Origin of the sequence: Hydrogenophaga sp. (assembly GCF_050250835.1) — a bacterium.
GTDB lineage: Bacteria > Pseudomonadota > Gammaproteobacteria > Burkholderiales > Burkholderiaceae_C > Hydrogenophaga.
Window position 1 is genome coordinate 350,150 of the sequence record NZ_JBFWNX010000001.1, and the last position, 12,874, is coordinate 363,023.

10 protein-coding genes are annotated in these 12,874 nt (G+C 65.5%); 8 read left to right on the forward strand and 2 right to left on the reverse strand.

Going from position 1 to position 12,874, the window contains the following annotated elements:
- The first annotated feature begins 116 nt into the window (after positions 1-116).
- A complete protein-coding gene (locus AB7F11_RS01600) occupies positions 117-1,694 on the forward strand; it encodes a 3,4-dehydroadipyl-CoA semialdehyde dehydrogenase (protein WP_428288300.1) in 1,578 nt (525 codons plus the stop codon).
- 118 nt (positions 1,695-1,812) lie between these two features.
- Entirely contained in the window at positions 1,813-3,378 is a 1,566-nt protein-coding gene (locus tag AB7F11_RS01605) for a benzoate-CoA ligase family protein (protein ID WP_428288299.1), read from the forward strand.
- 190 nt (positions 3,379-3,568) lie between these two features.
- On the opposite strand, the gene apbC is transcribed toward AB7F11_RS01605, so the two are convergent.
- Positions 3,569-4,660, reverse strand: coding sequence for an iron-sulfur cluster carrier protein ApbC (gene apbC / locus AB7F11_RS01610; RefSeq protein WP_428288298.1), 1,092 nt, complete (start codon positions 4,658-4,660; stop codon positions 3,569-3,571).
- 151 nt (positions 4,661-4,811) lie between these two features.
- On the opposite strand from apbC, the gene metG reads away from it, so the two are divergent.
- Together metG and AB7F11_RS01620 are read left to right on the forward strand one after the other, a co-directional pair.
- Positions 4,812-6,869, forward strand: coding sequence for a methionine--tRNA ligase (gene metG, locus AB7F11_RS01615; RefSeq protein ID WP_428288297.1), 2,058 nt, complete (start codon positions 4,812-4,814; stop codon positions 6,867-6,869).
- An 8-nt stretch (positions 6,870-6,877) separates the two neighbouring features.
- Positions 6,878-7,618: a YoaK family protein gene (locus tag AB7F11_RS01620; protein ID WP_428288296.1), complete on the forward strand. Its 741-nt coding sequence runs from the start codon at positions 6,878-6,880 to the stop codon at positions 7,616-7,618.
- Positions 7,619-7,632: 14 nt separating this feature from the next.
- On the opposite strand, the gene bamE is transcribed toward AB7F11_RS01620, so the two are convergent.
- Complete coding sequence (gene bamE / locus AB7F11_RS01625) at positions 7,633-8,139, reverse strand: outer membrane protein assembly factor BamE domain-containing protein (protein ID WP_428288295.1); 507 nt, start codon at positions 8,137-8,139, stop codon at positions 7,633-7,635.
- Positions 8,140-8,237: 98 nt separating this feature from the next.
- On the opposite strand from bamE, the gene AB7F11_RS01630 reads away from it, so the two are divergent.
- The 4 genes from AB7F11_RS01630 to nadB all read left to right on the forward strand — a co-directional run bounded on the left by AB7F11_RS01630 (position 8,238) and on the right by nadB (position 12,727).
- Positions 8,238-9,881 carry a SulP family inorganic anion transporter gene (locus tag AB7F11_RS01630; RefSeq protein ID WP_428288294.1) on the forward strand — a complete coding sequence of 548 codons (1,644 nt, stop codon included), beginning with the start codon at positions 8,238-8,240 and terminating at the stop codon, positions 9,879-9,881.
- 50 nt (positions 9,882-9,931) lie between these two features.
- Positions 9,932-10,144, forward strand: a complete 213-nt coding sequence (locus AB7F11_RS01635) for a DUF3460 family protein (protein ID WP_428288293.1) — start codon at positions 9,932-9,934, stop codon at positions 10,142-10,144.
- Between the two features lie 29 nt (positions 10,145-10,173).
- Complete coding sequence (locus AB7F11_RS01640) at positions 10,174-11,025, forward strand: segregation and condensation protein A (protein WP_428288292.1); 852 nt, start codon at positions 10,174-10,176, stop codon at positions 11,023-11,025.
- 94 nt (positions 11,026-11,119) lie between these two features.
- Positions 11,120-12,727 (forward strand): L-aspartate oxidase, encoded by a 1,608-nt coding sequence (gene nadB / locus AB7F11_RS01645; RefSeq protein WP_428288291.1) that lies wholly within the window; start codon positions 11,120-11,122, stop codon positions 12,725-12,727.
- Positions 12,728-12,874 lie beyond the last annotated feature (147 nt).

The window sequence follows — 12,874 nt, forward strand, 5'->3', positions numbered from 1 at the left end:
TCGGCAAACATGCACTTTAATGCACAATTTGCGGCAGGCAAGATAGTGCATTTATAGCGCCATTCGCCGACCTCGAACAGCCCCTGCGACCCGAGGCCCATTTTTTCGGAGACACGATGACCACGACCCCACTGCTTCCCAACCACCTGGGCGGCCAATGGCACACCACCAACGATGCCGGCACCCCCCTGTTCGATCCCGTGCTGGGCACCGAGCTGGTGCGCGTGGGCAACGCCGGGCTAGACCTGGCCCAGGGTTTCCACTTCGCCCGCGAACACGGCGGCACGGCGCTGCGCGCGCTGACGTACGGCCAGCGCGCCGGCCTGCTGGCGGCCATCGTGAAAGTGCTGCAGGCCAACCGGGATGCCTACTACGAGATCGCCACCGCCAACTCGGGCACCACGGCGAAAGATTCGGCGGTCGATATCGACGGCGGCATCTTCACCCTGGGCTACTACGCGAAGCAGGGAGAGGCCCTCGGCGAGGCTCGCGCCTTGCTCGATGGCGATCGCATCCGCATGGGCAAGGACCCGGTGTTCCAGACCCAGCACATTCTGCAGCCCACGCACGGCGTGGCGCTGTTCATCAACGCGTTCAACTTCCCGAGCTGGGGCTTGTGGGAAAAGGCCGCGCCCGCCCTGCTCTCTGGCGTGCCGGTGATCGTGAAACCCGCCACCGCCACGGCCTGGCTCACGCAGCGCATGGTGAAGGACGTGATCGACGCGAACATCCTGCCGCCGGGTGCGCTTTCGGTGGTGTGTGGCTCGTCCGCCGGCTTGATGGATCAGCTGCAGCCTTTCGATGTGGTGTCGTTCACCGGTTCGGCCGACACGGCGCGCGTCATCCGCAGCCACCCCGCCGTGGCCGAGCGGTCCGTGCGTTGCAACATCGAAGCCGACAGCCTCAACAGCGCGCTGCTCGATCCCGCCGCCACAGCCGACAGCGAAGCCTTCAATTTGCTGGTGAGTGAAGTGGCGCGCGAGATGACGGTGAAGGCGGGCCAGAAGTGCACCGCGATCCGCCGTGTGTTCGTGCCGCGCGCGTTGTACGACGCCGCCGCGCAGGCCATCGGCGCGAAGCTCACGAAAACCAGCGTGGGCAACCCGCGCAATGAAACCGTGCGCATGGGCTCACTGGTGAGCCAGGAACAGAAGGCGAGCGTGATCAAAGGTATCGCGAAGCTGCGCACCGAAGCCGAGGTGCTGTTCGACGGCAGCGGCGCGGCGCTGGTGGATGCCGACGCGGCTGTGGCGGCTTGCGTGGCGCCGGTGTTGCTGGGATCGCGCGAACCCGCCAAGGCGAAGGTGTTGCATGAGGTGGAGGTGTTCGGCCCCGTGGCCACGCTCATGGCCTACGACAGCATCGAACAGGCCCATGAACTCATCCGCCGTGGCGAGGGTTCGCTGGTGTGTTCGGTCTACAGCGCCGATCCCGCCTTCATCGCCAGCGCCGCGCTCGAACTGGGTTCCGCCCACGGCCGCGTGCACGCCATCTCGCCCGATGTGGCGGCCAGCCAGAGCGGCCACGGCAACGTGATGCCGATGTCGTTGCACGGTGGCCCGGGCCGCGCGGGCGGCGGCGAAGAGCTGGGTGGCTTGCGCGCACTGGCCTTCTACCACCGCCGCAGCGCCGTGCAGGCCAGCAGCGCCGCGCTGGACGTGCTGGCTGCATCTGCCTACGCTCTGAAGCTCTGAAATACCCCACCTCACCGTTCGCCCTGCGCCTGTCGAAAGGCATCCAGACCCGGCTAGCGCTGGGTTTCGACAGGCTCAGCCCGAACGGGGAATTTGCAGGAACACGCAGGAGACACCCATGAGCCACCACGCCACCAACACACCGCCCGAACGCTTCAATTTCGCGCGCCACCTGCTCGAACTCAATGCCGGCCGCGCGCAGAAAACGGCGCTGATCGACGACCAGGGGTCGATCACCTACGGCCAGCTCGCCGATCAGGTGCAGCGCTTCTCGGGTGCGCTGTCTGCGCTGGGCCTGCGGCGCGAGGAGCGCGTGCTGCTGCTCATGCACGACAGCAGCGACTGGGTGGTGGCCTTTCTCGGCGCGCTGCACGCGGGCGTGGTGCCGGTGGCGGTGAACACGTTGCTCACCGCCCAGGATTACGCCTACATGCTGGCCAACAGCCGGGCACATGCCGTGCTGGTGTCGGCAGCGCTGCTGCCCACGTTGCAGACCGCACTGGCCTCCAGGCCCAACGAGGTGCAACACCTCATCGTCTCGCGCGCCAGCGGTGACTTGCCTGAAGGCGCACACGATTTCGCCAAACTGGTGGCGCAGAGCGAGCCAGCTGGAGCGGCCGACACGCACGGCGACGAGCCCGCATTCTGGCTCTACTCCAGCGGCTCCACTGGCGCACCCAAAGGCACTGTGCACACACAGGCCAATCTGTACTGGACGGCTGAGCTCTATGGCAAGGCCGTGCTGGGCCTGTGCGAGGACGACCTGGTGTTCTCTGCCGCCAAACTGTTCTTCGCCTACGGCCTGGGCAACGCGCTGAGCTTTCCGCTGAGTGTGGGGGCCAGCGTGGTGCTCATGGCCGAGCGGCCCACACCGCAGGCCTGCTTCAAGCGCTTCGTAGATCTGAAACCTACGGTGTTTTACGGTGCTCCCACGGGCTATGGCGGCATGCTGGCCAGCCCGGACCTGCCGAAGAAGAGCGACGTCGCCTTGCGCCTGTGTTCGTCGGCCGGCGAAGCCTTGCCGCAAGACATCGGCCAGCGCTGGACGAACCACTTCGGCGTGGAAATCATCGACGGCATCGGCTCCACCGAAATGCTGCACGTTTTCCTCTCCAACCGGCCTGGCGACGTGCGATACGGGACCACGGGCAAGCCGGTGCCGGGCTACGAGATCGAGCTGCGCGGTGAAGACGGCAAGCCCGTGCCCGACGGCGAAATCGGTGACCTCTTCATTCGTGGTCCGAGCGCCGCGCTGATGTACTGGAACAACCGCGACAAAAGCCGCGACACCTTCCAGGGCGGCTGGACCAAGGCCGGCGACAAGTACACGCGCGACGCCGACGGCTACTGCACCTACGCGGGTCGCAACGACGACATGCTGAAAGTCAGCGGCATCTATGTGAGCCCGTTTGAAGTGGAGGCCACCCTGGTGCAACACCCGGCGGTGCTCGAAGCCGCCGTGATCGGCAAACAGGACGCCGACGGCCTGACCAAGACCAAGGCCTTCGTGGTGCTCAAGGCCGGATCGCAAGCCACGGAAGCCGAGCTGCAGGCCTTCGTGAAGGAAAAGCTCGCGCCCTACAAGTACCCGCGCTTCATCGAGTTCCTGCCCGAACTGCCGAAGACAGCGACCGGGAAAATCCAGCGGTTCCGGTTGAGGGAAAAGGAAAGCGGGGCCGCTTGAGCCATCGATCAAGTTTTGGGCAAGCGGCCCTCACCCCAACCCTCTCCCAGAGGGAGAGGGAGAGGGAGAGGGAGAGGGAGTCCGAACCCGACTCCGATCCCCCGCCATCTGGCCGGGCTGAGCAGCACAGGGGCGCTCTTGGCGAAGCAAAAGAAAGTGAGTCGGCCACCGGGCCGAGACCCGGCCACCATCAGGTGTCCTTCGATACCTTGATCGACGGGAATTTCGACGAAAAGTCCTTGGCCTTGGCCGCGATCTTGATGGCCACCTGCCGCGCCACCGTCTTGTACAGGCCAGCGATTTCGCCTTCGGGGTCGGCCACCACGGTGGGCATGCCGCTGTCGGCCTGAACGCGGATGCTCATGTTCAGCGGCAGCGCGCCCAGGTAATCCATGCCGTACTCGGCCGCCATGTTCTTGCCGCCGTCCACGCCGAAGATGTGCTCTACATGGCCGCACTTCTCGCACACATGCACAGCCATGTTTTCCACGATACCCAGAATGGGCACGCCCACCTTCTCGAACATCTTGATGCCCTTGCGCGCGTCCAGCAGGGCAATGTCCTGCGGCGTGGTGACGATCACCGCGCCGGTGAGTGGCACGCGCTGAGAAAGGGTGAGCTGGATATCGCCCGTGCCGGGGGGCATGTCGACGATGAGGTAATCGAGGTCTTTCCAGTTGGTCTGGCGCAGCAGCTGCTCCAGCGCCTGTGTGGCCATGGGGCCGCGCCAGATCATGGCTTCGTCGCGGTCGATGAGGAAGCCGATGGAAATCACCTGCACGCCGTAGTTCTCCAGCGGCTCCATGGTCTTGCCGTCTTCGCTCTCGGGCCGGCCTTCCACGCCCATCATCATGGGCTGGCTCGGTCCGTAGATGTCGGCATCCAGGATGCCAACCTTCGCGCCCTCGGCGGCCAGTGCCAGCGCCAGGTTGACCGCGGTGGTGCTCTTGCCGACGCCCCCCTTGCCGGAGGCCACCGCGATGATGTTCTTGACGTTGGGCATGAGCTGCACGCCGCGCTGCACCGCGTGGGCGGTGATCCTGGTCGTGACGTTGACCGACACGTTGTCCACGCCCGCCACCGATTTGGCCGCAGCAATCAACGCCCGGCGCAGGGCCGGAATCTGGCTCTTGGCCGGGTAGCCCATCTCCAGATCAAAGGCCACGTCGCCGTCGGTGGCCTGCAGGTTCTTGAGTGCCTTGGTGGACACGAAGTCCTTGCCCGTGTTCGGGTCGGTCACGGCTTGCAGCGCGGTCAGCAGCGCCTGGGAATCAACGGCCATGGGAAACGGTCTCCAGAGGGGAAGTGGGGGTGCCGGTATTTGGGCAAGCGGGGGCAAGTCTAACTTCCCACCCAGGCGCAGGGCATACACACAGGCGCCATGAGGGCATCGGCCCGTAAAATCACGGGTTCCCCGACAGAAAGCCCCTCCCATGAGCCAGCCGCGACGCCTGTTCGTCACCACCGCCCTGCCCTACGCCAACGGTCATTTCCACATCGGCCACATCATGGAGTACATCCAGGCAGACATCTGGGTGCGGTTCCAGCGCATGCAGGGCCACGAGGTGAACTTCGTCTGCGCCGACGACGCGCACGGCGCGCCGATCATGATCGCGGCCGACAAGGCCGGCAAGACACCTCAGGCGTTCGTGGCCGACATCGCTGCCGGCCGCAAGCCCTATCTCGACGGTTTCCACATCGGCTTTGACAACTGGCACAGCACCGACGCGCCGGAAAACCACACACTGGCGCAGGACGTGTACCGCGCACTCAAGGCCAACGGGCTGATCGAAACACGCACCATCGAGCAGTTCTTCGACCCCGAGAAGAACATGTTCCTGCCCGACCGGTTCATCAAGGGCGAATGCCCCAATTGCCATGCCAAGGACCAGTACGGCGACAACTGCGAGGTCTGCGGCAAGGTGTACAGCCCGACCGACCTGATCAGCCCCTACTCCGCTCTCTCCGGCGCACGGCCGGAGCTGCGGCAATCCGAGCACTTTTTCTTCAAGCTGTCCGATCCGCGCTGCCTCGAATTCCTCGACCAGTGGACGCAGAGCGGGGCAGTGCAGCCCGAAGTACTCAACAAGATCAGTGAGTGGATCGAGCCCGATGACGCCGGCAAGACCAAGCTCGGCGACTGGGACATCAGCCGCGACGCCCCCTACTTCGGCATCGAGATTCCAGACGCGCCCGGCAAGTACTTCTATGTGTGGCTGGACGCGCCCATCGGCTACCTGGCGTCGCTGAAGAACCTGTTCGACAAGACCGGGCGCGACTTTGATGCCTTCATGTCCGACCCCACCACCGAGCAGTACCACTTTATCGGCAAGGACATCATCACCTTCCACACGCTGTTCTGGCCGGCGATGCTGAAGTTCAGCGGGCGCAAGGTGCCCACCGCGGTGTTCGTGCACGGTTTCCTCACCATCAACAACGGCGAGAAGATGAGCAAGAGCCGAGGCACCGGCCTCGATCCCCTGAAGTACCTCAGCCTGGGCATGAACCCCGAGTGGTTGCGGTACTACCTGGCCGCCAAGCTCAGCGCCCGCAATGAAGACGTGGACTTCACGCCAGAAGATTTCATGGCCCGGGTCAACAGCGACCTGATCGGCAAGTACATCAACATCGCCTCGCGCGCGGCGGGCTTCATCGCCAAACGCTTCGAGGGGAAGCTGGGCGAAGTGTCCGCCGATGGCGACGCCCTGATCGACCACCTGCAGAGCGCGGCCCCTTCTGTGGCCGAGCTGTATGCCGAACGTGAATACGGCAAGGCCCTGCGCGAGATCATGCTGCTGGCCGACCGCGTGAACGCCTACGTGGACCAGAACAAGCCCTGGGAACTGGCCAAGCAGGAAGGCATGGATGGTCGCCTGCACGACGTGTGCACCACCTGCATCGAGGCCTTCCGCCTGCTCACGCTGTACCTCAAGCCGGTGCTGCCGGCGCTCGCCGCGCAGGTGGAGTCATTCCTGCAATCGCCTCCGCTGGCGTTTGCCGATACCGCGCGCCTGCTCGGCAAGGGCCACGCGATCAACGCCTACCAGCACCTGATGCAACGGGTGGACGCGAAACAGCTCGAAGCGCTGTTCGAACCACCACCGGCGCCCGCCGTGGCGGCCACGGTGCCCGGCGGCGAACCCATCGCCGACACCATCACCATCGACGACTTCGGCAAGATCGACCTGCGCATCGCGCAGATCGTGAATTGCGAACCGGTGGAAGGCTCCACCAAGCTGCTGCGCCTCACCCTCGATGTGGGCGAAGGCCGCATGCGCAACGTATTCAGCGGCATCGCCAGCGCCTATGCGCCCGAAGACCTGGTGGGCAAGCTCACCGTGATGGTGGCCAACCTGGCGCCGCGAAAGATGAAGTTCGGCGTGAGCGAAGGCATGGTGCTGGCCGCCAGCCACGCCGACGAAAAGGCCGAGCCGGGCATCCACATCCTCAACCCCTGGCCGGGCGCCACGCCCGGCATGCGCGTGCGCTGAGCGGCCCCTTGTTCAAGCCGATCCGCAATTTCACCAGTCTGCAGCGCTCGCCGCAGACCGACCTGAAACTCGGCTCGGTGCTGGCCTTCGTGGCGGGTGCGGCCAATGCCGGCGGCTTTCTGGCTGTGGGGCAATACACCTCGCACATGACCGGCATGGTCTCCTCCGTCGCCGATCACCTGGTGCTGGGCCATTTCTCGCTGGCGCTGGCCGGCGTGGGTGCGGTGCTGGCGTTTCTGAGCGGCGCCATGACCACGGCCTGGCTGGTGAACTGGGGCATGCGCCACGAGCTGCGCAGCGCCTATGGCCTGCCGCTGATCCTGGAGGCGGCAGCGTTGCTGGTTTTCGGCCTGTTTGGCGCGGCCATCGGGTTCATGACGCCGGTGTTTCTGCCACTCACCGTGGTTTTGCTGTGCTTCATCATGGGCCTGCAGAACGCGGTGATCACCAAGATCTCGCGCGCGGTGATCCGCACCACGCACGTGACCGGCTTGATCACCGACCTTGGCATCGAGCTGGGCAAGCTGCTGTACGTGAACCGTCTGACGGGTTCTCAGCCGGTGTTGGCCGATCGACAGCGCCTGCGTGTGCACAGCCAGTTGATCGCCTGCTTCTTCGTGGGGGGCCTGGCCGGCGCGCTGGGCTTCAAGTACGTGGGATTCGTCAGCACCGTGCCGCTGGCACTGCTGCTATTGCTGCTGGTGATGCGTCCGGCGCTGGACGACTGGCGGCGGCTGCGCGCCACCTGAGCGCAGCCACCTGTTTATTTGGGATCAATCTCCGGGTCGCGCACCGAGCCTGTCGAAACCACCTTCAGGTCGCCGTCAAACACCACGGTGAAGATCTTCGAATCGCTGGCGTTGGGACCGTCGAGGTAGCGCCAGTCATAGTGGGTCACACGCTGGGTGTCGTAGGTCGTGACCTTCATCGGCTTTCCGAGCATGCGACGCACTGCCTCCATGGGCATGCCAGGCACCACCTGCGCAAAGTTCTGCGGCGTGAGCACCTGCCGAATGGCGGCCATGCGGCCGTCGGGACCGATGGTAATCATGTAGTTTCGGTGACCGGCCGGCTGGCGGTTGTATTCGTAGACCTGCGCTCCGTCTTCGGCCTCCCACACGGCCTCGGGCGCACCAAACCGCTCGCGCACGTCGGCCTCGGTGGAGACGCCTTCTTCGAGTTCACTGATGTTCTGCGGGTCGCAGGCTGCCAACAGCAGCGCCGAGGCACACAGCAGTGCCAGACACCCACGCTTCGTCGCACCTCGCATGCGCTTCCTTCGTCAAAACGGAAAATTCAGTGTAATCCCACCCCATTGCAGGACCTCTCTGTCAGTTCCGCGAACGGTTGCGAAAGGTAACATGCCCCATGTTCCAAGGATTGCCGCCGCTGGCCCCCTTCCGTCCACGCCTCTTGCAGGACATGAAAGGCTACAGCCAGGACAAGCTGGTGCGCGATGTCGGCGCAGGCGCGACGGTGGGCATCGTCGCGCTGCCGCTGGCCATGGCGTTTGCCATCGCCAGCGGTCTCAAGCCAGAGGCCGGCCTGTGGACGGCCATCATCGCGGGCTTCCTGATTTCGGCCCTGGGTGGCACCTCCATGCAGATCGGAGGCCCCGCCGGCGCCTTCATCGTCATCGTCTACGGCATCGTCGAACGCTATGGCGTGGCCAATCTGCTGATCGCCACCGCCAGCGCGGGCGTGCTGCTGTTCCTCATGGGGCTGTTCCGGCTGGGTTCGCTTGTTCGCTACGTGCCAGTGAGCGTGGTGATCGGCTTCACCAATGGCATCGCGGTGCTGATCGCGCTTTCGCAAGTGCGCGACCTGCTGGGACTGGACATCGCGAAGATGCCCGCGAGCTTCTTCGGCCAGATCAACGCCGTGGCGCTGCACCTCCAGAGTTTCAACGTCTTTGCATTTGTGCTGGGCACGCTGTGCGTGCTGGGCCTGTTCGTCTGGCCCAGGCTGTGGGCGGTGGACTCGCAGTTTCGGCGACAGCTCAAGGCGATCGAGACCGTGAGCGCGCTCAAGGCCACCTCGCGCATCCCCGGGCCGGTGGTGGCGCTGGTCACGCTATCCGCGCTGGCCTGGGCGCTGGCGCTTCCGGTAGAGACCATCGGAACACGTTTCGGCGGGATTCCCCAGGGCGCACCCCATTTCGAACTGCCCGACTTTTCCTGGGAGACCGTGCGGTTGCTGGTCACGCCCACGCTCACCATCGCCCTGCTGGGCGCCATCGAATCGCTGTTGTGTGCCCGCGTGGCCGACCAGCTGGGCGACGCGCCCAAGCACGATCCCAACCAGGAATTGATGGCCCAGGGCATTGCCAACGCCGTAGTGCCTTTCTTTGGCGGCATGCCTGCCACGGGCACCATCGCGCGCACGGTCACCAACATTCGCTCCGGTGCGGCCTCGCCCGTGGCCGGCATGGTGCACGCCCTCACCCTGGCCGCCGTGGTGCTGCTGGCCGCGCCCCTGGCCTTCCACATTCCGCTGTCGGTGTTGGCCGGCGTGTTGCTCTTCGTGGCATGGAACATGGGCGAATGGCGCGAATTCGCGCGCTTGAGGAAATTCAGCAACCACTACCGCCTGATGATGCTCTCCACCTTCGCGGTGACCATCGTCTTCGACCTCACGGTGGCGGTAGAGCTGGGCCTGGTGCTGGCGGTGGTGTTGTTCGTGCGGCGCCAGAGCTCGATCTTCCGCGCCGAGCCGGTGGCCCGCACCGAACAGCAACTCACTTACAAGCTCTATGGCTCGCTGTTCTTTGGCGCCGTGGCCAAGATCGACCTCATCGTGGCCGAGGTGGATCGTTCGCCCGAGCCGGTCAACGTGATGCTCGATGCCAGCCATCTGATCTCGCTGGACACCACTGGGCTGGACGCGCTGGAGCAATTGCACAAGGCGGTGCACAAGCGAGGCGGACAGCTCGGCATGGTGGGCCTGCACGAACAGCCGCGCTCCTTGATCGAGCGATCGGGCTTTGCGGCCCGCCTGCACACCTGTCAGTAGCAGACCGGTAAAATCGCCGCTTTCCCCTGCGCCGTCCCCGGCTGCCCACCATGTCCTTCTTCCGCCGCCCCGACTACACCTCCGACGCGACCCAGTTCATCGAGTCGCTCAAGCAGAAAAAGCCTTCGCTGGAGCAGGAGCAGCGCAAGGGCCGCGCGCTGCTGTGGGACAAGCAGATCGACCGCGAATTCCAGGCCAGGGCCGAAGCCGCCCGGGTGCCGCAGCAGCCCTACGTGTACCAGACCGGCTCCGACCACGCCTGAGCCCCGGGGCCTGATCCCACTCGATGCCCATGAACGGCGAGCCCCACATGCTCGACGAGGCCCCCCAGGGGCTGGATGCGTTGCTGCCCAGCGTGGTGGACCACGTGGCGCTGGCCCGCCTGTATGGCGAGCCGCTGTTCGCGATGCCGCGCGATCTCTACATCCCGCCCGATGCGCTGCAGATCTTCCTGGAGGCCTTCGAAGGACCGCTGGACCTGCTGCTCTACCTGATCCGCAAGCAGAACTTCAACATTCTCGACATCCCGATGGCGGCGGTGACCCGCCAGTACCTCACTTACGTGGACGAGATTCGCGCCAGCAACCTCGAACTGGCCGCCGAATATCTGTTGATGGCGGCGATGCTGATCGAGATCAAGTCGCGCATGCTGTTGCCACCCAAGAAGGTGGCCGAAGGCGAAGAACCCGAAGATCCTCGCGCCGAGCTGGTGCGCCGCCTGCTGGAATACGAGCAGATGAAGCTGGCCGCCCAGCGTCTGGCCGATTGCCCGCAGTACGGCCGAGATTTTCTGCGCGCCCAGGTCTATGTGGAACAGGCGCTGGCGCCACGCTTTCCCGACGTCAACGCCATCGACCTGCAGAGCGCCTGGCGCGACATCCTCAAGCGCGCCAAGCTGGTGCAGCACCACAAGATCAGCCGCGAGGAACTCTCGGTTCGCGAGCACATGAGCATCGTGCTGCGCCGCCTGCAGGGGCGCAAGTTCGTCGAGTTCGGTGAACTGTTCGATCCCACGCACGGTTCGCCTGTGCTGGTGGTCACCTTCATCGCCATGCTGGAGCTCGCCAAGGAAACGCTCATCGAGCTGACCCAGGCCGAAGCCTTCGCCCCCATCTACGTGCGCCTCGCTTACAGCCCAACATGAGCCCCCACGCTCCACCGCCTCGCGGGTCGCTGCCCCCCATGGGGGCTGAGCCGCCTTGGGAGCGACCCGGCGACGGCTCGCATCGCCCTTCAACATGACCGACCTGCACCGTTTCGACGTCCTCATCATCGGCAGCGGCCTGGCGGGCCTCACCACCGCCCTGCACCTGGCCTCCACCCACCGCGTGGCGGTGGTCACCAAGCGCGCGCTCACCGACGGTTCCAGCAACTGGGCTCAGGGCGGCATTGCCGCCGTGCTGGCCGAGGGTGACAGCTACGCCTCGCACGTGGACGACACACTGGTCGCCGGCGCCGGCCTTTGCGACCTGGAGGCGACACGTTTCACCGTGGAAAACGCGCCCGCGGCGATCGCCTGGCTGCAAGAGCTGGGCGTGCCCTTTTCCACCGAGGGCGGCGAACTGCACCTTACCCGCGAGGGCGGCCACAGCCATCGCCGCATCGTGCATGCGGCCGACGCCACCGGCGCGGCTGTGCAGGCCACGCTGATCGAGCGCGTGCTCGCCACGCCGGCCATCCAGGTGTTCGAGCACCACATGCTGGTCGACCTCATCACCGACCGCAAACTCCCCGGGCACGACCCGGCGCCGCATGCCGCCGAACGCTGCCACGGGGCCTACGTGCTCGACACCCTGCGCGACGAGGTCGTGACCTTCAGCGCCACCCACACCGTGCTGGCTACCGGTGGCGCAGGCAAGGTGTACCTCTACACCACCAACCCCGACACCGCGACCGGCGACGGCATTGCCGCGGGCTGGCGCGCGGGCTGCCAGGTGGGCAACATGGAGTTCATCCAGTTCCACCCCACCTGCCTGTACCACCCACACGCCAAGAGCTTCCTGATTTCCGAGGCGGTGCGCGGCGAAGGCGGCCTGCTCAAGTTGCCGGCCTCCCTCGGCGGCCACCGCTTCATGCCCGATCACGATCCGCGCGCCGAACTGGCACCGCGCGACGTGGTGGCCCGCGCGATCGACTTCGAGATGAAGAAGCACGGCCTGGACTGCGTGCACCTGGACATCTCGCACCAGTCGCCCGAATTCCTGCGCGAGCACTTCCCCAACATCCTGGCGCGCTGCGCCGAACTGGGCATCGACATCACCAGGGAGCCGATCCCGGTGGTGCCGGCGGCGCACTACACCTGCGGCGGTCTGGTGACCGACCTGACCGGCAGCACCGGCATCGCCGGCCTGTACGCGGTAGGTGAGACCACCTGCACCGGCCTGCACGGCGCCAACCGGCTGGCCAGCAACTCGCTGGTGGAGTGCATGGTGTTCGCGCAAGGCGCGGTTGGCGCCATCCGTACCGCCCCGCCCGCCACCGCGCCCGCCATGCCGCTGTGGGACGACAGTCGAGTGACCGACGCGGACGAGCGCGTGGTGATCTCGCACAACTGGGACGAGTTGCGGCGTTTCATGTGGGACTACGTCGGCATCGTTCGCACCAACAAGCGACTGGAGCGCGCCGCGCACCGCATCTCGCTGTTGCAGGCGGAAATCCACGAGTTTTACTCGCAGTTCCACGTCACGCGCGACCTGCTGGAGCTTCGCAACCTGGTGCAAGTCGCCGACCTGATCGTGATGTCGGCCATGATGCGCCGCGAGAGCCGGGGCCTGCATTTCAGCCGCGACTACCCTGAGCTGCTGCCGGAAGCAAGGCCAACAATCCTGGTGCCGCCGGCGAGATAAAACTCCGCCAGCCCTGCGCCAGACTCCGTTCGCCCTGCGCCAGTCTCCGTTCGCCCTGAGCCAGTCTCCGTTCGCCCTGAGCCAGTCTCCGTTCGCCCTGAGCCAGTCTCCGTTCGCCCTGAGCTTGTCGAAGGGTTAGCCAGCCAA